We start from the raw sequence: 19,796 nt of genomic DNA, 5'->3' as shown, positions 1-19,796 counted from the left end.
AGTGTGTCGAACGACACTTTATGGGAGGACGAAAATGAACATGATCTTGAAAACCGCTCGGACGACAGCCATTGGTGCTGCGCTGGGTGCCAGCCTTCTGGCCACCACGGTCAGCGCGCAGGAATTGCGTGGCTGGAACATTCACGTCGAGGATTACCCCGTCTCCATCGGGATGGAGAGCTTCGTAGCCGAGGTTTCGGAAAAAACCGACGGTCGCGTGACCGGCAAGGTTTTCCATAACGGCGTGCTGGGCGATCAGCCCGATGCCATCGAACAGGCCCGACTTGGCGCGATCGATTTCGGTGTCTTCAGCCTTGGGCCGATGGGCCAGGTGGTGCCGGAAACGAACGTCGTCTCGCTGCCGTTTATCTTCAAATCCACTGATCAGATGTACCGCCTGATGGACGGTGACGTCGGCGATGAAATCGGCAAGGGTCTTGAAGCCAAGGGGCTGGTCGCACTTGGCTGGTATGACGCGGGCGCCCGATCCTTTTATAACTCGATCAAACCGATCAACACGCCGGAAGATGTTGTCGGCATGAAGGTCCGCGTGATGAACAACGACCTGTTTGTCGGCATGGTCGAGAGCATGGGCGGCAACGCCACTCCGATGGCATTTGGCGAAGTCTATCAGTCGCTGCGCACGGGCGTCGTGGACGGGGCCGAGAACAACCCGCCGTCGTATGAATCGACCAATCACTATGAGGTCGCCAAATACTACTCCCTGTCCGAGCACCTGATAATCCCGGAGTGCCTGTGCATGTCCAAAGCCACGTGGGACCGTTTCTCCCCCGAAGATCAGGAGATCGTCATGGCCGCAGGTCGCGCCAGTGCCGATCTGCAACGTGGTCTGTGGCAGGAACGCGAAGCCGCGTCGATGGCCAAGGTCGAAGCGGCCGGTACCATCGTCAACAGGGTCGAGAACAAGGTCCCGTTCCAGGAAGCGATGGCGGGTGTCTATGCCAGTTTCCTTGAGGACAACCCGGACCTTGAAGGTCTGGTGAAGATGATTCGCGACGCCGACTGACGCGTCCCGTGGTGTGACACGACCCTGGGGCTCGACCGGATCATCCGGTCGGGTCCCATTCCATCCAGCGCCGTCAGAGCGTTTGTCCGGGGACAGCCATGACCGAACTCTTCGCCCGTCTTGACCGCCTGTCCGGCTGGGTCAGGACGCTCCTCATTCTCGTATGCAGCCTGATGATGGTGACGCTGATCGTTATCTTCGGATGGCTTGTCTTTGGGCGATATGTCCTGAACGTGACGCCGACCTGGGTCGAGCAGCTGGCGCTTCTTCTGGTGGTATATATCTCGTTTCTCGGTGCTGCCGCCGGTGTCTATGAAGACACGCATCTGGGCGTGACCTTCATACGGGAGTCGATGCCCAGAAAAATTCGCCGTCCCCTGCGCCTTCTGTCCGATCTGGGTCTGTCGGCATTCGGTCTGGCGATGGCCTTCTACGGGGCCAAGCTGGTGCAATTCGGCTGGGATACGAACCTAGCGATGCTCAACATTCCCGAAGGTGTCCGCACTCTGGCTGCTGCCGTCAGTGGCGGACTGATCTTCCTGTTCGCGGGACTGCGGTTCCTGTCGCGAACGCATGAATACTACTTCAACGGGTCGGGCCGGCAGGGGGCACTCTGATATGGGTCTCGCACTTCTTCTGGGCGTCTTCGCCATCGCCGTCGCCATCGGCATGCCCGTGGCCTTCGCCATGGGTGTCGCATCGGTCATCGTTTTCTTCTACGAAGGTTTCCCCCTTCTGATCCCGTTCCAGCGGATCATCTCCGGCATGTCGATCTTTTCGCTGATGGCGATCCCGTTCTTCATCTTCGCGGGCGAGATCATGTTGCACGGGGGTATCGCCATCCGCCTCGTCCGCTTCGCTTCGTCTGTGGTGGGTCATGTCCGGGGCGGGTTGGCATCGGTCAACATCTTCTCGTCGATGCTGTTCGGCGGCATCTCCGGGTCGGCCATCGCCGACATCTCGGCACTTGGCTCCATCCTGATCCCAGTGATGAAGGAAAAGGGCTATGACGGCGATTATGCTGTCAATGTCACGGTCACGTCGTCCATCGCGGGCGTCGTCATTCCGCCCAGCCATAACATGATCATCTTCGCCATCGCGGCGGGGGGCGGCATTTCGATCTCCAAGCTATTTCTTGCGGGCGTCGTGCCAGGCATCCTGATGTGCATCTGTCTGGCCATCGCCGCCTATGTCATTGCCATCAAGAAGAACTACCCATCCGAGCCATTCCCGGGCATTCGCGTCGTCCTGCTGACTGCGGCGCAGGCTCTGCCGGGGTTCGTCACGGCCGTGATCATCGTCGGCGGCGTATTGTCCGGCGTATTCACGGTGACGGAATCCGGTGCGTTCGGTGCAATCTATGCGGTGCTGCTGACCGCTTTTGTCTATCGTTCGCTCAGCTGGGAGGGGTTCAAGCTCTCGGTCACCAATTCGGTTCGCACGACATCAATGGTGATGATCCTGATCGGCTGCGCAGGGGCCTTCGGGTATCTGCTGGCCTTCTACCAGGTGCCGGGCCTGCTCAGCACGTTCCTTCTGGCGATCTCGGATAATCCGATCATGATCCTGCTCATGATCAACGTGATGCTGCTGCTTCTGGGCATGATCATGGACATGGCAGCCCTGATCCTGATCTGCACACCGATCTTCCTGCCCATCGCACGCGACATCGGGATGGATCCGACGCAATTCGGCATCATGCTTCTGATGAACCTTGGGCTGGGCCTTTGCACGCCGCCGGTCGGGTCCTGCCTCTTCGTGGGCTGTGCCGTGGGCAAGGTGCCGATCGAACAGGCCATTCGTACGATCTGGCCGTTCTATCTGGCCATTCTGGCGGCCCTGCTGCTGGTAACTTTCGTGCCGGCGGTATCGCTGACGTTGCCCGCCTTGCTGGAGTAACGGCGCGCGGTCCTGCGCCCCGAACAGGAGGCTCGGATCAGTCCTGAAAGTACTCGCTGTGGGATCGGTGGATCGCTTCGATCGTCGGGCTCAACCGATCCAGATGCCGCCGGATCGACCGGTCCAGCTTGGTACCGTCACCCGCGCGCAAAGCGGCAAGGATATCGGTATGGTCGCCGTAGAGCGCCTCCATCCCGTCCTTGCCGGTCAGGCTCAGGATGCACAGCCGGTCGACCTGCGCCTTGTTGGCAGCGATGGTCTCGAATGCAAAGTCAGCCCCGGCGGATTCGCACAGCAGACGGTGGAAGTCATAATCGATCCTGTGGAAGGTTTCCGGATCGTTTGCATCTATCGCAATCCGCTGTTCGGCCAGGTTGTCGTCCAGCGCGTCGTCGAAGTCGCCGGTCCAGTTCAGGCAGGCACGGCGCAAAACCTCGACTTCGACGGCTGTGCGAATAAAGCGCGCATTCTGGATGCCTTGCAGGGAAAAATGGCGAACGACCGTCGCCTTCTGCGGGCGGATCACAAGCAGGCCAAGGTTGCCCAAGCGGCTGAATGCGTCGCGCACCGGCTGTCGCGATACGCCGAAACGCTTGGCGACTTCGACCTCGGACATCTTGGCACCTGGCAACAGGTCCAGCGCGACGATTTCCTCGAACAGACTTTCGAAGACCACATCGGCGCTTGTACGGCGTTCGTTGATTTCGTGTACGAAGACCATGTCGGCTTCCCTCTGTTCTGGATCATGGTATACTAGAATACCAATAGTTGCCAACCAGAGCCGGATGATGCGTCTGGACCCGTCATATGTTTGGTCAAGACGGTTCAGGCAAAGGACGAAATATAACGGACCGTCTACATATGACTGAATCGAAAATCGGACAATGGGTCGTCATCGGAGAAGGGGCGCGTCGCAAGGTTCTGTCTGATGCGCCCGATCTGATGATCGTGGAGTTCGCGTTCGACAAGGGGGCTGTCGGTGCAATGCATAATCATCCGCACATTCAGGGCACTTATGTCGCATCGGGCCGCTTCGCGTTCACCATGGATGACGAGACGTTTGAAATCGGACCGGGCGACAGCATGGTCATCCCGAAGATGGTGATGCACGGCTGCACCGCGCTGGAATCCGGCAGCCTGATCGACAGCTTTACTCCCCGTCGCGATGATTTCCTGTAACGCCACATCCTATCTGCGCAGCATCATGCGATCATCACCAAGCCGATGCGGTGTCGCATGGCCATCCTCCAAGCTGCGTTGCGGGCAACTGGCTGCCCTGTCCAGAATTTCCGGGCAACCGGATTTCGATATGTCGCGTTTTTGTGCCGCCCCCGGTGCCGACGGAATGATTGGCGACAATCTTCAGGCGTAGGCCAAGGCGCCCTGCAATTGCCGCGAGCTCCCAATGACTGGCCGGGCTATCAGTCCTTGGGCTCGTTCTGGCTGGAGGTGATGAAATCATATGCCAAAAGCGCCATGGTGATCAGGATCACGATCACCAGGTCCGGGCTCGGCACCTCGAAGGCGAGGATGCCGACGAAGATCGCGAAGACGACGAAGGCAAAGAGGGCGAGGAAGCGGTTCATGCGGTGTCCTTTCGAGACATCATTGGTCGGCCCATTCATAAAGCCAGCGCGCCGTGCGCAGCAGCCGCGCGTCGTTGCCATCTGCGCCCACCAGCTGCACGCCCATGGGCATCCCGTTGGAGGCGGTCAGCAAGGGCAGCGTGATGGCCGGCAGGCCGCAGAACGTCCAGAGGCCGTTGAAGACCGGATCGCCGGTGGTCTCGACGTCGCGAGGCGCGGGTCCGGGTGCCGCAGGACAGAGGATCGCATCGCAACGCTCGAAGATTTCTTCCAATGCAGCGTTCAGCACGGGTTTCCAGTCCAGTGCGGCAAGGTAATCGCGGGCGAGAACGGCCTCGCCCTCTGCCATCGCCTCGCGCACTTCGGGGCCCAGCGTATCGGCGGCATCGCGCCCGTATCGGAAGTAATACCGCGCCATCTCGGCGAAATTGATGCGCTTGCGTTCACGTCCGGCGGCCTCGAAGGGGGCGGGCAGGTCGAGCTCCACCACCTTGTCTCCCAGTGCCGCGACCAATTCGTGCAGCGCATCCCTGGTGTCGGGCTCTGCCTCCTCCCAGCCCGGCAGACGGAGGAAAACGAAATCGGGCTTCACTGGCGGTTTCGACAGCGCGGTCTGCGACAGGCGCGGAAAGGGCGTGGGGGTGGTTGCCGGATCAGAGGCGTCATGGCCGAAAAGCACCTCGGCCAGAAGTGCCGTACCGGTCGGGTCGGCGGCGAAGACGCCGATGGTATCGAGGCTAGGCGACTGCATCAGAACGCCGCGCCGGGGAATCGCGCCGAATGTCGGCTTGAACCCCGTCACGCCACAGAAGGCGGCGGGCCGGATCACCGAGCCGCCCGTCTGCGTGCCCACTGCGAGCGGGATCATTCCGGCGGCCACGGCGGCGGCGGATCCGGCGGAGGACCCGCCCGCAGTGTGCGCGGGGTCATGCGGGTTGCGCGTCTTCGATGGGCGCATGTAGGCCAGCTCGGTGCTGACCGTCTTGCCCATGATGATGGCACCCGCCGCTTTCAGGCGCTCGACGACATAAGCGTCCTTTTTCGGCACCCGGCCCCGGTCAAGCTCGCAGCCATATTCAGTGGGTATCTTCGCCGTGTCGATGATATCCTTGAGGCCAACCGGCAAGCCGTGCAGCGGACCGATGGGACGCCCGGTGACGCGCAGCGCGTCCAGCGCGCGCGCCTGCTCCAGCGCGTAATCACTTTCGAACCAGGCCCAAGCCTGCACCTCCGGTTCGCGCGCCGCGATGCGGGCGATGCAGGCCTGCACCAGTTCGACCGCCGACAAGGCGCCCGAAGCCAGTCTGTCCCGCAACTCAAGAACCGGAAGCGCCAGAATGGCCTCTGCCCGTTTCATGTCAGCGCCCATAGAACAATTCCGGCAGATAGAAGACGATTTGCGGGAAGGTGTACATCAGCACCATTGACACGATCACGCAGAACAGGAACGGCATGACACCCGAAAAGATCTGCGTCAGGCGAATTTCCGGCGGCGCGATCCCCTTGAGATAATAGGCCGACATCGCCATCGGCGGGGTCAGGAAACTGGTCTGCAGGTTCAGCGCCACCAGTATGCCGAAGAACAGCGGGTCGATCTCGAAGATCGCCAGCAGTGGCAGGAAGATTGGCACGAAGATGATGATGATCTCGGACCATTCCAGCGGCCAGCCCAGCAGGAAGATGATGAGCTGTGCAAGGATCAGGAACATGATTGGCGACAGATCAAGCGATTGCACGAACTCCGAGATCACTTGTTCACCGCCGAGGTAGGAGAAGACCGCAGAGAAAGTATAGGAGCCGACGAAGAGCCAGCTGACCATCGCTGTGGTGCGCACGGTCAGGTAGACGCTTTCGCGCATCCGCTGCCAGGTCATCGCGCGGTAGACGAAGGCCAGAAGTATGCCGCCCAATGCGCCGATCGAGGCGGCCTCGGTCGGGGTTGCCAGCCCAAAAAGAATCGACCCCAGGACCGCGAGGATCAGGAAAGCCAGCGGCAGGAAGGATGTCAGGATCATCATGAACAGCTTGGACTTCGATACATCCGGCACCTCGTCCGGGCCGGGCCGTGGGGCCGAGGACGGCTGCAGGATCGAGCGCCCGATGATGTAGACGAGATACAGCCCCACCAGCGTCAGCCCTGGAAAGAGCGCCGCCGCGTACAACCGCACGATGGAGACGTTCGTGGCCGCCGCATAGACGATCAGCATGATCGACGGCGGGATCAGGATACCCAGCGTACCGCCCGCACAGATGATGCCGGAGGCGAAGGACGGGTTGTAGCGTGCCTTGAGCATCGCGGGCAGGGCCAGCAGACCCATAAGTGTCACGACCGCGCCGACGATTCCGGTCGCGGTTGCAAAGAGTGCGCAGGTAATGAGCGCGGCGACACCCATCGAGCCGGGAATGTTCTTCGACGCAATATTGAGCGTGACAAACAGCCGGTCGACGATATTCGACCGCTCCACGATGTATCCCATGAACAGAAACAGCGGCACGGCCGTCAGCACTTCGTTCGACATCACTGTGAAGGTCTGGTTGATGAAGAGATCGAAGATGCGGTTGTTGTAGAACCCCTCGAACCAGAGAGACCAACTCTCCCAATTGCCGACGGTCTCGTCCAGCCGATTAAAGCCGCGCCATTGTCGGTTCGGGTCGAAATAAGCATAGTAGCCGAAGCCGATACCCATGGCCATCAGGGTGAAAGCAATGGGAAAGCCGAGGAAGACGAAGATGATAAAAAGCCCCAGCATCATCAGGGCGACTTGAGGGTCCGTCATGGATGGGCGTCCTTTTCGGCCTTGTTGGCCTGTTGCATCATCAGGTCTTCGGTTTCAAAGACATCCTCGCGCGCGGGCACCCACCTGTTGGTGCGCATCGCGATGATGCAGCGACAGACCTGGGCGATGCCCTGAATGAACAGCAGGATGCCCGCGGCGACGATGACCATCTTGAATTGATAGATCGGCACGCCCGCGGGCGAATTTACCGACACCTCGCCGTACCCCCAGGAGCGCGAGGCGTATTTCCACCCCGACAGGATCAGGGCGGTAACGCCGGGAAAGTAGAAGATGAGGTAGAGTACGAAGTCGACCTTGGCCTGCGTGCGCGGTTGCCAGAGCCGGTAGAGGAAGTCCCCGCGCACATGCCCTCCGCGCGACAGGGTATAGGCACCGCCCATCATGAAGAGCGTGCCGTACATGATGAAGGATACGTCGAGCGCCCATGCGGTCGGGCTGTTGAGCACGTATCGGACAAATACTTCGTAGCCTGTGCCAATCGCCATGAGTACGATCAGCCAGGCAAAAGCCTTGCCGAACCAAGCCGACAGGTTGTCGGCGAAATGGATAAATCCAAGCATCGTTTCCCACCTCCCTATAAGAGCCCCCCGGCACGTATCGTGCCGGGGGGCGCCATTCAGGCCGCAATACGGCCGGTCGTCAGAGAGACAGCTTGCCGGGGAAATAATGCTCGAACGCGAGTGCGTAGTCCGGCGAGTTCATCAGTTCGTAATAGCTGACCCGCTCCACCCATTCACGCTGGCTGTCGAGGGTTTTTTTCATGAAATCGTCCGCTTCCAGTTCCGGGATAAGCTCGTCCCAGGCGCCCAGCTGTGCTTGCAGGATCTCGGACGAGGTGCGGCGCACCGTCACGCCGTCTTCGTTGGCCAGCGTTTGCAGGTCAGCCGAGTAACGGTCCATCGCCTTGGCGGTGTTGGCCGTCGACACGGCTTCGACACCGTATTTCAGGATCGCCTGAAGATCAGGATCGAGGTCCTCGAGGAACGACTTGGAGAACAGGAACTCGAAGCTTTCTGATGCCTGGTGGTAGGACGACAGGTAGTAGTTCTTGGCCACGTCCTGTGCGCCAAAGTCGCGATCCGACGAGGGGTTATTGAATTCGAACGCATCGATCACACCGCGCTCCATCGCCGGCACGATCTCGCCGCCCGGAAGCTGTGCGACGGACATGCCGAGCTTGGCCATAAGGTCGGCCGCAAGTCCCACCGTCCGGTATTTGAAGCCCTGAAGGTCGGCGACAGTGTTAACCTCTTCCTTGAACCAGCCGAAAGGCTGCGCGAACATCGGGAAACCCAAATAGCCCTGAATATCCAGGCCCATGATATTCTGAGTCAACTCGTCATACAGCGCCTGCCCTCCGCCGGCATAGAACCAGCTGAGCATGGTTGTGGCGGAACCGCCAAAGACCGGGCCGGTTCCGAAGAGCGAGGCGGCCTTGTTCTTACCATACCAGTAGACTGGCACCGAGTGGGCCGCATCGAGCACACCGTCATTGACGGCATCAAGCACCTGAAACGCCGCGACGACGGCGCCCGCCGGCAGCACGTCGACCTGAAGGCGGCCCCCGGACATCTCGCCTACGCGAGTGGCGTAATCCTTGGCGAATTCGTCCCAGATATTGGCCGCTCCCCACGACGTCTGCATCTTGATGACGATGGGCGCCTGCGCCAGTACGGCCGGCGCCGCAAGGGCTCCACCCGCAAGCGCACCTCCTGCAAGGGCCGATTTGCGCAGAAAGGATCTACGGTCGATAGTTTGTTTGACAGTCATTAATCTTGGCCTCCCAGTGCGCTCAGTTCAGAGCGTTTCATGCGCCGACACTTGAGCCTCCCGCTCTGCCGACCTGCCGAGCCTTGTGAAGAGGCACGACACTGCACAAAATCCTAGCAGGCCTGCGGAAGAACGCAAACACAGTTCAAGGCGGCTCAAGCGGAGTACCTTTCTGGATCAAATCACTGACGCCGTTAGACGGTTTGGGATGGATGGCAGGCAGGCATGAGCGCGTCCGATCTGTGTCGGAAGCACGGGATTTGGCCTGCTGCTGTGTCGCTGGCAACGCCCTTCCGAACTGTCCCATCGCTATTGCGATTGTAGCCACTTAATTACAGAAGCGCGCTTTGCTTCCATATGCTTGAGCAGAGTGATAGCAAGTTGCTTACCATCCCGTGCGACAAGGTACTGCAGAATTTTCTCGTGTTCCTGTACGGCATCGAACCAACGGCCATCCGTCATATTTGCCAGGTAACGTGCGCGTTGCATGCGCAAGGACAGCGCCTGACAGGAGGTGGCCAATGTCCCGTTGCGCGCCGCGGTCAGGATGGCCCGGTGGATCTTTTGGTTGATGCTGAAATAGGCATCCAGGTCCCGGCGTTCATAGCTTTCGATCATATCCGCGTGCAATGCGCGAACCTCTTCAATTTCGGCGTCCGTAATGTGTTTGCACGCCAATTCACCAGACAAGGCTTCAAGCGCGCCAAGCACGGGAAAAACCTCTTCCACTTCCTCCTCGGTGACCTGCGTGACCCACGCCCCGCGGTTCGGTTCCAGCCGAACCAATCCATCCGATGCAAGCACTTTCAATGCTTCGCGCAGCGGCGTACGTGACACACCAAACTGATCACACAGTTCCTTTTCCGGCACTCTGCCACCGGGTTTCAGTTCTGAATTGATGATCAAGGTCTGCAACCTGTCCACCAGCTCGTGATGCAGAGATTTCCGAATGATCGTTTGTGAAGTGTGAAGGGTCATCGCGTTGCCTTATTGCTTCAAAGCACGTTCAAGCAGACGCGCAATATGGATAGGTTTCCGATCGGTCAGGTCGGCAATTTGATGACGGCAAGACGTGCCATCCGCAACAATGATTGTGTCCTGTGCCGCATCACGCACCGCCGGGACAAGATCAAGCTCAGCCATCTTGCGTGATACGTCGTGCGTTTCCACGCCATAGCCAAAGGCACCCGCCATGCCGCAACAACTCGTCTCCACCACCTCGACTTCAGTGTCGGGCAGGCGCGCAAGGGTCTTTTCGATTGAGGACATCACGCCCATCGCCTTTTGGTGGCAATGGCCATGCAGCAGCACTTTGGGCGCCGGTGAGGTCAGGGGGAGCGCAAAATCAGGATTGTCGCCCTGGTCAGCAATGAATTCTTCCAGCATCCGGGCATGTTTGGCCAAGAGTTTCGTATCCTCGCCGGGCAAGAGGGCCGGAATTTCATCGCGCAGGGTCAGCAGGCAGCTGGGCTCCAGACCGATGACAGGGATGCCTTGTTCGGCAAAAGGCAACAGTGCATCGACAAGGCGTTGAGCCTCTTGCTTTGCCTCATCCACCAGACCGGCGGACAGAAATGTGCGGCCGCAGCACAGGGGTCGTTCGCCCTTGGGGGCCGATGCCACTTGCACGGCAACATCAGCGGCAGCCAACACATTTGCTGCAGCGCGTAGATTCTCCGGCTCAAAATGGCGGCTGAACGTGTCCGCAAACAGAACCGCTTCGGGCGTCCGTGTCGCCGCAACCTCGGTATCCTTAAAGGGCCGCGCATGCCACTTGGGTAGATCGCGGGTCGCCGTGAAGCCGGTCAATCTTTCCGTCAGCTTGGCAAGACCCGGCAAGCTGTTGCGCAGGTTCATCAGGAACCGTACCCGCGCAGCCCAGAAAGCATAGCGCGGCAGATAAGCGACCAGACGGTCATGTCGGCTGAGCCCGTCCTTCCTGATGCGTGCGGATTGCACTTCGATCTTCATCCGGGCCATATCAACCCCTGTGGGACATTCCCGCTTGCAGCCCTTGCAGGACACACAGAGCTTCATAGTCTCGGCCATCTGATCCGCTGTGAGCGCCTCTGGTCCAAGCTGCCCCGAGATCGCCAGGCGCAGCGTGTTTGCGCGGCCCCTCGTCAGATCCTGTTCCTTGCGCGTCACCCGGAAGGAGGGGCACATCACGCCGCCCTTCAGCTTTCGGCACGCCCCGTTGTTGTTACACATCTCAACAGCGCCCTGAAATCCGCCGCCACTGCCGGTCCATTCGGACCAGTCAAACTCGGTCTGAAATTCTGGCACCTTGTAGTCTGGCCCATAGCGAAAGAGGGATCGGTCATCCATCTTGGGTGCATCTACAATCTTGCCGGGGTTGAAGAGGCCATTGGGGTCAAACCGACGCTTAACTTCGGCGAAATTTGCAACCATCCGGGGGCCGAACATCTTCTCGTGAAACTCCGACCGGACCAGCCCATCACCATGCTCACCCGAATGCGAGCCCTTGTAGCGCGCAACCAGATCGAAACATTCCTCCGCGATCGCGCGCATCTTTTTGACGTCCTGATCCAGTTTCAGGTTCAAAACGGGGCGTACATGCAGACACCCAACCGAGGCATGGGCGTACCAGGTGCCCCGCGTGCCGTGTTTTTCGAAAATCTCGGTCAGGCCCGCCGTATAATCAGCAAGGTCCGGCAACTCCACCGCGCAATCCTCGACAAAGGATACCGGTTTACCGTCCGTTTTCATCGACATCATGATGTTCAGACCAGAGCTTCGCAGGTCTGCTATGCGGGCTTGCATCCTGGGGTCTGCAACTGCGGTGACTCCGCCCCGGTTCTTGCCGCTCTTGTCCCAGGAAAAACCAAGATCGCCCATGACCTCTTCAAGCTCTTTCAGCTTTTTGGGATGCTTGCTGGTGTCTTCCTCCGCAAACTCCACCAGCAGCAAGGCATCTGGTTTGCCGGTCACGAACTCTTCGATGGTATCGCGGAACATTGGAATGTCGCGGGCCAGTGCGATCATTGTGGCGTCGACAAGTTCGACCCCCTGCGGGTTCAGTTTGACCAGATGCTGTGCGGCGTCCATAGCCTGATGGAAGGTGGGGAAATGACAGACACCCAGCACCTTTTCCGACAGGATCGGCCAGAGTTTCAGTTCAATCGCCATTGAATAAGCGAGTGTTCCTTCCGAGCCGACCAGCAGATGGGCAAGATTGTTGGGCGTATCCTTAGGCACCAGCGCGTCGATGTTATAGCCGCCCACCCGGCGCATCACATTGGGGAATCGGGCGTCAATCTCAGCGGCTTCGCGTGCGCCCAGCCTCAACAGATCGTCGCGCAACGCGACGAAATCAGCTGCGCCGATATTGCCGACAGGACCAAAGCGGTGCTTGCTGCCATCCGCCAAAAGCCCTTCTATCGACAAGACATTGTCGCGCATCATGCCATAGCGCAACGACTTGCCTCCGCAGGAATTGTTGCCGGACATCCCGCCAATGGTCGCGCGGGACGCAGTAGAGACATCGACCGGGAACCACAGGCCATGGGGTTTTAGCGCGCGGTTCAATTCGTCAAGTACGATGCCGGGGCGCACAACACAGCGCATGCCCTCCACGTCCAGCTCAATAATATCGTTGAAATACTGTGTGTTATCCAGAACCAACGCGTTGCTTACAGTCTGCCCACATTGTGAGGTTCCGCCGCCACGGGCAAGGACGGGAACGCCTTGTTCACGTGCAATGTCGATGGCTGCACATATGTCATCTTCGGATTTCGGAGACATGACCCCAAGTGGCATCATCTGATAGAACGACGCATCCGTCGCATACCGCCCGCGCGAAAATCTGTCGAACATCACATCACCCTCCACACGGTTTCTCAGGGCGTCGGCGAGCTGCGGCATGATGTGTCCACTGTGGTTGGAAGTTTCTTTTTGTTTGACATAATTATGAATTCAAAATTACGCTGATACAACAAAATTCAAATCTTCCGGGCGAAGGTGCTGCGCCGAACCCACATAAACACCCGATTGTGAGACCTCCCATCATGAGAAAAGCCGGCCGCCATTTTCTGCAGATCCCTGGGCCAAGCGCCGTGCCGGATCGGATCCTAAGTGCCATCGGCCAACAGACCATCGACCATCGCGGTCCCGATTTTGCCAAGGTAGGTTTGCGCGCACTCGACGGCATGAAATCGATTTTCAAGACCGAAGAGCATGTATTCATCTACCCCGCGTCAGGCACTGGGGCCTGGGAGGCTGCACTGGTTAATACCTTGTCGCCCGGTGAACGGGTCCTGATGTTCGAAACCGGCCACTTTGCGACCTTATGGAAGAAACTGGCCGAGAAATTGGGGTTAAAAGCCGAGTTCATCGAAGGCGACTGGCGCGGCGGGGCTGATCCTGAACAGATCGAAGCCTATCTCGCCGAAGACAAGACCCATGAGATCAAGGCGGTCTGTGTTGTGCATAACGAGACCTCAACCGGATCAGTCTCTCCGATTGCCGAGGTGCGCAAGGCAATTGACCGTGCGGGGCATCCGGCGTTGTTCATGGTTGATACTATTTCCGGCCTGGCCTCGATCGACTACCGCCATGACGAATGGGGTGTGGATGTTACGGTATCGGGTTCGCAGAAAGGGCTGATGTTGCCGCCGGGTCTATCGTTCAATGCGGCGAGTGCCAGGGCGATGGCAGCCAACAATACCGCCAAACTGCAGCGTTCCTACTGGGACTGGGAGGATATGGTTGGGCCGAACAAGGCAGGGTATTTCCCCTACACGCCGGGAACAAACTTGCTTTACGGCCTGAATGAAGCCATCGACATGCTGCACGAAGAGGGATTGGACAATGTCTTTGCCCGCCACGCACGCCACGGTGCTGCGACACGTGCGGCTGTGCGCAAATGGGGGCTTGAGGTGCTCTGTGCCACGCAAGGTCAGGAAAGCAGCGTCCTTACAGCCGTGAAATTGCCGGAAGGCCATAGCGCGGATGCCTTCCGTGCCACCACGCTTGAGCACTACGACATTTCCCTGGGCAATGGTCTGTCCAAGGTCGCCGACAAAGTATTCCGCATCGGACACCTTGGGGACTTTAACGATCTGATGCTGATTGCGACCCTTGCCGGGGTCGAAATGGGGCTGAAACAAGCCAATGTCCCGCATGCGACAGGCGGTGTGCAGGAAGCCATGGCCCACCTCAGCTAATTCAATCGCCCGAAAAAATTGGGCCAAGACCAAAAACATAAACTGAAGCTCTCTGGGAGGAGAATATCATGAAAGCAATCTTTAGAGTTCTCGCTGCAACCACAGCGATTGGCATGGCCACGGGCGCCTTTGCTCAGAACGTAACGATGAAATTCGGACATGTCGGCAATCCCGGCTCATTGTTCGAGGCCACGGTCGACAACTTTGCCGCATGTGTGAATGATTCCATGGGCGACAAGGTCGAAGTCCAGACTTTCGGGTCATCGCAGTTGGGCAAAGACAAGGAACTGCTGCAAAAGCTCAAACTGGGCCAGGTCGATTTCGCTCTGCCTTCTTCTGTGATGTCCTCTGTGGACGACACATTTGGTATCTTTGAAATGCCCTACATCATCTCTGATCGCGATCACATGCGTCGCGTGCAGGCCGAATTGATGGATGTGTTCCAAAGTGCGGCCAACGACAATGGCTATCAGATCGTGGGTCTGGCCGAAAACGGGTTCCGCAACATCACCAACAACACGCGTCCCATCAATGTGCCTGCTGACCTTGAAGGGATCAAACTGCGCACACCGAACGGTGTCTGGCGTCTCAAGATGTTCCAGGAATATGGTGCCAACCCGACGCCGATGGCATTCTCTGACGTGTTCACCGCATTGCAAACCGGCGTCATCGACGGTCAGGAAAACCCCTATGCGCAGATTGCATCGGCCAAATTCCAGGAAGTGCAGAAATACCTGTCGATAACAGAGCACGTTTACACGCCCGCATATATTCTAATGTCCAAAAAGAAATTCGACAGCCTGGATGCGGATATTCAGGCAGGCCTGACCGATTGTGCGAACAAGACGCAGGATTTCACCTATGAAAGAGCGGCTGAGCTGGAAACCAGCCTGTTGAAGGTGATTGAAGATGCGGGTGTTGAGGTGAACACCGCCGACAAGGCAGCGTTCATCGAGGCCTCTGCGCCGATCTATCAACAGTTCGCGGATGAAGTCGAAGGCGGTCAGGCCATGATCGACAAGGTTCTCGGCCTCGGCACTCCGGGCTGATCCACCTGCGTGCGGCAGTATACATCTGCCGCACGACTTACGGCCATATGCACGCAGCTCTTTCGCCTGCAGCAAGCGGGCGAAAGAGATTTGAAGGACTTCCAACAGGTTTGCCGGCATGGAAAATGAAGCTTACCCAACCTTGTCGCGGTTAAATCGGGCGCTCAGCAAGGTTTTGGAGTGGGCGACGATCGGCCTGATGATCCTGCTGACCCTCGTCGTCTCCGCCGCGGTTCTGGCGCGCCTGATGGGGCAGAGCTTTTCCTGGTATGACGAAGTTGCCGCAATCATGTTGGCATGGATTACTTACTACGGGTCGGCCCTTGCTGCCTTGCACCGTCGCCACATCGGCTTTGATACGGTGCTTTTGAGTCTGCCGCAGAACCTGCGAATTGCAACTGTTCTGATTGGCGAAGCTATTGTTCTGATTTTCTTTTTCCTGATGGCGCGCGCCGGGCTGCAAGTGCTTGAGGTGCTCGCAGGCGACACTTTGATTTCGCTGACATGGGTACCCATCCAGTTCACGCAATCGGTCATTCCAATTGGGGCGATCCTCTTCATGCTCTGCCAGCTGTTGAGCCTGCCGGGTTACATGCGGCTCACGGCTGCCGGCATCTCGCTCGAACATGCGGAAATCGAGGAAGAGGTCGAAACCGAACTCGAAAAGAACAAGGATCGCTTCTGATGTTGATGGCCGGTATTTTCATAGCGATGCTGATCATGATTTGCATCAATATTCCCATCGCCGTGGCATTGGCCATGAGCGGAGTACTTGGACTATTGCTGACTGAAGGCACGGACAGCCTGGTGACCATCGCGCTGGATATGTACGATGGGTCCACCAAGTTTTCGCTGATCGCCATCCCGATGTTCGTACTCGCGGGCGCCATTATGAATGCAGGCGGGATCACGGATCGGTTGATTAATTTCGTCGGTGCCATCATCGGCTTTATTCGTGGCGGCCTTGCCATGGTCAACATTGGCGTGTCGTTGTTTTTTGCCGAAATTTCAGGCTCGGCGGTGGCAGACGTGGCAGCAATGGGCTCCATCCTGATCCCGCAGATGAAAAAGCGCGGCTACAGCAAGGAATTTTCCGCGGCTGTCACCTCATCTTCGGCATCCCTTGCCATCATCATCCCGCCGTCGATCCCGATGATCCTTTATGCCGCGTCAGCCAACACATCGGTTGAGCAATTGTTTGTCGCGGGCATCGTGCCGGGCCTTTTGGGGGCCGGAGGCCTGATGACCGTCGCCTACATTTTCGCCAAACGCTACAACTTTCCGACCGAGGATGCCTTTCGGCTCTCGCGCCTGCGGGCGACTTTCATCGACGCGCTGCCTGCCTTCACCCTGCCGGTGATCATTCTGGGCGGCATCTTTGGCGGCTATGTCACCGCAACCGAGGCCGCCGGGCTGGCGGTTCTGGCCGCACTTGTGGTCTCTGCCTGGTATGGCAGCCTTGACCTCTCGCACCTGCGCCGCGCGATGCTGGATGGGGGCATTCAGACCGCCGTGGTGATGCTGCTGGTCGCGGCTTCCGTACTTATGGGCGGGTTCCTCACACGCGCACAAATCCCGCAACAACTTGCCGAGGGCATCCTGTCCATCACCGAACAGCAATGGGCGATTCTGCTGATCCTGAACTTCTTTTTCCTGATTGTGGGGTTCTTCCTGCACTCTGCCGCCGCGATCATTCTGGTGATCCCGATTGTCATTCCGCTGATCACCGCTGCGGGCATTGATCCGGTCCATTTCGGGCTGGTGGTCACACTGAACCTTGCCATCGGGCAGCAAACCCCGCCGGTTGCCTCGGTACTGGTCACCGCCTGTTCGGTGGCGCGGGCCAACATCTGGGAAGTTTCCAAGGTCAACATCTGGTTCATTGGCGTTCTGCTGTTTGTTCTGATGCTCAGCACCTATGTCCCCTCGGTTCCAATGTTTCTTGTGGAGTATTTTTACAGATGAGCGCGGAAATCACCGATGAGCTGTGCGATGGGATCCTCTGGGTGACATTCAACCGGCCACAGGCGCGCAATGCGCTGACCTTTGAGATGTACAAACGGCTGGCAGAGTTGTGCAGGCAGATGCCCACCGATGGCTCCGTTCGGGCCATGGTCCTTTCAGGGGCGGGCGGCAAGGCCTTTGCCGCCGGGACCGATATGACCCAGTTTCGCGCCTTTGAAACCCCCCATGATGCGCTGAACTATGAACAGCAGATTGATGACGTGCTGGAGGCCGTGGAACGCTGCCCCGTACCCACCATCGCCGCAATTCATGGTGCCTGCACCGGCGGTGGTGGATCCATCGCAGCGGCGTGCGATATACGAATTGCGTCGGAAAGCCTGAAGTTCGGCTTCCCCATTGCCCGTACCCTGGGCAATTGTCTGGCAGCAGGTAACCTTGCGCGCCTGTCTGAGCTGATCGGCGCAGGGCGGGTGCGGGAGATCATCTTTACCGCCCGACTGATCGAAGCGCAGGAAGCCTTGCAAACGGGGCTGGTCAGTGAACTTCTGCCCGACGAGACCGCATTATTGTCCCGTGCATCAGAGCTTGCGGACAAGGTTGGCGGCATGGCACCGCTCACGCTGCGCGCCACCAAGGAGGCGCTGCGCCGCAACCGCGCCGCCTTGCAGGTAGACGATTCCGATCTCATCGTCTCATGCTACATGAGCGATGATTTCCGCACTGGAATGGAAGCTTTCCTCGCCAAGAAGAAACCCGAATGGAAAGGCAGATGAGCGCTAGGACCGGCCCGTTGAGCGGTATGCGCGTAATTGAGCTGGCGCATATCATGGCCGGGCCTGTCTGTGGATTGATGCTGGCGGACATGGGGGCTGACGTCATCAAGGTTGAAAAGCCAACCGGCGATGACAGCCGTCGTTTCGTGCCACCCGACATTGGTGGCGAGGCGGCGGCCTATATGATGATGAACCGCAACAAGCGCGGTATATCGTTAAATCTCAAGGATCAGGGGGCGGTCGAAGTCTTGCGCAAGCTGCTGGCCGAAGCGGACGTGGTGGTTGAGAACTATCGCTTGGGCACGATGGAGAAACTGGGTCTGTCCTATGAAGATCTTGCGGCGGCAAACCCCCGCTTGATCTATTGCGAGATATCCGGCTTTGGCCGCACGGGTCCTTACGCCGAACGCGGTGGGTTCGACCTGATCGCACAAGGCATTTCAGGCCTGATGTCGATTACCGGCGAGGGGCCGGGCCGACCGCCGGTGAAAGTGGCCGCCCCAATCTCGGACATCAATGCGGGTATCCTGGGGGCGATGGGCGTATCGGCGGCCTATGCGAACATGTTGCAAACGGGGAAGGGCCAAAAGGTAGATACATCCCTGTTTGAAGCTGCCATCGTGCAAACCTACTGGCAGTCGGCGATTGCCTTTGCGACGGGGATGAAACCGGAACCGCTCGGCTCAGCGCATCCGCTCAACGCGCCCTATCAAGCTTTCCGGACAAGCGATGGCTGGATCAATGTTGGTGCTGCGAACCAAAGCAACTGGTTGCGGTTTCTTGATGTCATATCGGCGCCAGAACTGGACGAGGACCCACGGTTTAATTCAAACGCCGCCCGCATCCAGAACCTTCCAGCCCTGATCGAGTTTTTGAACGGCTATCTGGCGCGGGACACTACTGAAAACTGGCTGGCGCGCATGGAAAAGGCACAGCTTCCCGCCGGGCCCGTCAACGATATTCTGCAAATGCACAATGACCCCCAGGCGATTGCGCGCGATATGATTATTGACGTGGATCATGCCTCGGTCGGCATGGTCAGAACCATCGGGCATCCGGTCAAATTCAGCCGCACACCTGCGAAAGTTGATCATGCAGCCCCTGTATTGGGCCAGCACAGTCGAGAAGTTCTGGCCGAGATCGGATATGAGACCGAGAAGATTGACGCATTGATCAGGTCGAATGCCGTGATCGCCGCATAAACCATAAATTTTCTTAATTTCCACTTTAATATCAAAGTGTCATTTGTAGAAACCGGACCTGCGAAAGGAAACCACCGTGCCACTGACGCTGAAACAGGCTCAAAGTATCATCAACGATTGTCTGGAATGGCGCACGGCGAACGGCCTGAAGCCTCTCACCGTCGCAGTGCTGGACAGCGCGGGGTGCCTTTTGGCATTGGCGCGCGAGGATGGTGCCAGCAACCTGCGACCAGAGATTGCACAAGGGAAGGCGCGCGGTGCCATTGGCATGGGTTTGGGTTCAAGGGCCCTGTTCGAGAGAGCAAAGGTTGAACCATTCTTCATTCAGGCGATGAACGCCTTGGCGGAAGGCTCGCTTGTTCCGGTTGCGGGCGGGGTTCTGATCAAGCAAAAAGGTGCGATCATAGGCGCTGTCGGTATCACGGGTGACAGTTCCGACAATGACGAGGCTTGTGCAATCGCAGCAATCGAGAAGGCCGGCTTTGTCGCCGAAGGGGGATAGCCGTCAGGTCATCTGAAGGTCTAACATCCATTGATTGGC

19 protein-coding genes are annotated in these 19,796 nt (G+C 58.4%); 11 read left to right on the top strand and 8 right to left on the bottom strand.

Annotated elements, in window-relative coordinates:
- The first annotated feature begins 34 nt into the window (after positions 1-34).
- From BMY38_RS04380 to BMY38_RS04370, 3 genes are all read left to right on the top strand, one after another.
- On the top strand, positions 35-1,027 hold the full coding sequence (locus BMY38_RS04380) for a TRAP transporter substrate-binding protein (protein WP_092760091.1): 993 nt from the start codon (positions 35-37) through the stop codon (positions 1,025-1,027).
- A 98-nt stretch (positions 1,028-1,125) separates the two neighbouring features.
- A complete protein-coding gene (locus tag BMY38_RS04375; protein WP_092760089.1) occupies positions 1,126-1,644 on the top strand; it encodes a TRAP transporter small permease in 519 nt (172 codons plus the stop codon).
- 1 nt (position 1,645) lies between these two features.
- Positions 1,646-2,926 (top strand): TRAP transporter large permease, encoded by a 1,281-nt coding sequence (locus BMY38_RS04370; protein WP_092760087.1) that lies wholly within the window; start codon positions 1,646-1,648, stop codon positions 2,924-2,926.
- Positions 2,927-2,963: 37 nt separating this feature from the next.
- Here the strand turns inward: BMY38_RS04370 and BMY38_RS04365 are convergent, their stop codons facing one another.
- Positions 2,964-3,647, bottom strand: coding sequence for a GntR family transcriptional regulator (locus BMY38_RS04365; RefSeq protein ID WP_092760085.1), 684 nt, complete (start codon positions 3,645-3,647; stop codon positions 2,964-2,966).
- A 140-nt stretch (positions 3,648-3,787) separates the two neighbouring features.
- Between BMY38_RS04365 and BMY38_RS04360 the strand changes: the two genes are divergently transcribed.
- Positions 3,788-4,105, top strand: a complete 318-nt coding sequence (locus BMY38_RS04360; protein ID WP_092760083.1) for a cupin domain-containing protein — start codon at positions 3,788-3,790, stop codon at positions 4,103-4,105.
- 242 nt (positions 4,106-4,347) lie between these two features.
- Here BMY38_RS04360 and BMY38_RS18030 read toward each other — a convergent pair whose 3' ends face one another.
- The 7 genes from BMY38_RS18030 to BMY38_RS04330 all read right to left on the bottom strand — a co-directional run bounded on the left by BMY38_RS18030 (position 4,348) and on the right by BMY38_RS04330 (position 12,965).
- Positions 4,348-4,512 carry a hypothetical protein gene (locus BMY38_RS18030; RefSeq protein ID WP_175495764.1) on the bottom strand — a complete coding sequence of 55 codons (165 nt, stop codon included), beginning with the start codon at positions 4,510-4,512 and terminating at the stop codon, positions 4,348-4,350.
- A 19-nt stretch (positions 4,513-4,531) separates the two neighbouring features.
- The gene (locus BMY38_RS04355) at positions 4,532-5,869 is read right to left on the bottom strand and encodes an amidase (protein ID WP_175495763.1); all 1,338 of its coding nucleotides are present in this window, start codon (positions 5,867-5,869) and stop codon (positions 4,532-4,534) included.
- A 1-nt stretch (position 5,870) separates the two neighbouring features.
- Positions 5,871-7,289 carry a TRAP transporter large permease gene (locus tag BMY38_RS04350; RefSeq protein ID WP_092760079.1) on the bottom strand — a complete coding sequence of 473 codons (1,419 nt, stop codon included), beginning with the start codon at positions 7,287-7,289 and terminating at the stop codon, positions 5,871-5,873.
- Complete coding sequence (locus tag BMY38_RS04345) at positions 7,286-7,870, bottom strand: TRAP transporter small permease subunit (protein WP_092760077.1); 585 nt, start codon at positions 7,868-7,870, stop codon at positions 7,286-7,288. Before BMY38_RS04345 ends, BMY38_RS04350 begins: the two co-directional genes overlap by 4 nt.
- 79 nt (positions 7,871-7,949) lie before the next feature.
- Positions 7,950-9,080, bottom strand: coding sequence for a TRAP transporter substrate-binding protein (locus BMY38_RS04340; RefSeq protein WP_092760075.1), 1,131 nt, complete (start codon positions 9,078-9,080; stop codon positions 7,950-7,952).
- 309 nt (positions 9,081-9,389) lie between these two features.
- Positions 9,390-10,058 carry a GntR family transcriptional regulator gene (locus BMY38_RS04335; protein WP_092760073.1) on the bottom strand — a complete coding sequence of 223 codons (669 nt, stop codon included), beginning with the start codon at positions 10,056-10,058 and terminating at the stop codon, positions 9,390-9,392.
- A 9-nt stretch (positions 10,059-10,067) separates the two neighbouring features.
- A complete protein-coding gene (locus BMY38_RS04330) occupies positions 10,068-12,965 on the bottom strand; it encodes an FAD-binding and (Fe-S)-binding domain-containing protein (protein WP_092760071.1) in 2,898 nt (965 codons plus the stop codon).
- 143 nt (positions 12,966-13,108) lie between these two features.
- On the opposite strand from BMY38_RS04330, the gene BMY38_RS04325 reads away from it, so the two are divergent.
- The 7 genes from BMY38_RS04325 to BMY38_RS04295 all read left to right on the top strand — a co-directional run bounded on the left by BMY38_RS04325 (position 13,109) and on the right by BMY38_RS04295 (position 19,757).
- Positions 13,109-14,266: a pyridoxal-phosphate-dependent aminotransferase family protein gene (locus BMY38_RS04325; protein WP_092760069.1), complete on the top strand. Its 1,158-nt coding sequence runs from the start codon at positions 13,109-13,111 to the stop codon at positions 14,264-14,266.
- A 68-nt stretch (positions 14,267-14,334) separates the two neighbouring features.
- Positions 14,335-15,315, top strand: a complete 981-nt coding sequence (locus tag BMY38_RS04320) for a TRAP transporter substrate-binding protein (RefSeq protein WP_092760067.1) — start codon at positions 14,335-14,337, stop codon at positions 15,313-15,315.
- Between the two features lie 118 nt (positions 15,316-15,433).
- Positions 15,434-16,000 carry a TRAP transporter small permease gene (locus BMY38_RS04315; protein ID WP_092760065.1) on the top strand — a complete coding sequence of 189 codons (567 nt, stop codon included), beginning with the start codon at positions 15,434-15,436 and terminating at the stop codon, positions 15,998-16,000.
- The gene (locus BMY38_RS04310; protein WP_092760063.1) at positions 16,000-17,280 is read left to right on the top strand and encodes a TRAP transporter large permease; all 1,281 of its coding nucleotides are present in this window, start codon (positions 16,000-16,002) and stop codon (positions 17,278-17,280) included. Before BMY38_RS04315 ends, BMY38_RS04310 begins: the two co-directional genes overlap by 1 nt.
- The gene (locus BMY38_RS04305; RefSeq protein ID WP_092760061.1) at positions 17,277-18,053 is read left to right on the top strand and encodes an enoyl-CoA hydratase/isomerase family protein; all 777 of its coding nucleotides are present in this window, start codon (positions 17,277-17,279) and stop codon (positions 18,051-18,053) included. The genes BMY38_RS04310 and BMY38_RS04305 overlap by 4 nt, the downstream gene beginning before the upstream one ends.
- The gene (locus BMY38_RS04300; protein WP_092761191.1) at positions 18,050-19,255 is read left to right on the top strand and encodes a CaiB/BaiF CoA transferase family protein; all 1,206 of its coding nucleotides are present in this window, start codon (positions 18,050-18,052) and stop codon (positions 19,253-19,255) included. The genes BMY38_RS04305 and BMY38_RS04300 overlap by 4 nt, the downstream gene beginning before the upstream one ends.
- A 76-nt stretch (positions 19,256-19,331) precedes the next feature.
- Positions 19,332-19,757, top strand: coding sequence for a GlcG/HbpS family heme-binding protein (locus BMY38_RS04295; protein ID WP_092760059.1), 426 nt, complete (start codon positions 19,332-19,334; stop codon positions 19,755-19,757).
- Positions 19,758-19,796: the final 39 nt, after the last annotated feature.

The sequence above is a fragment of the Jannaschia helgolandensis genome, assembly GCF_900109285.1.
GTDB lineage: Bacteria > Pseudomonadota > Alphaproteobacteria > Rhodobacterales > Rhodobacteraceae > Jannaschia > Jannaschia helgolandensis.
Note: the sequence above shows the minus strand (reverse complement) of the source record. Positions and strands in the feature narration are given on the sequence as shown.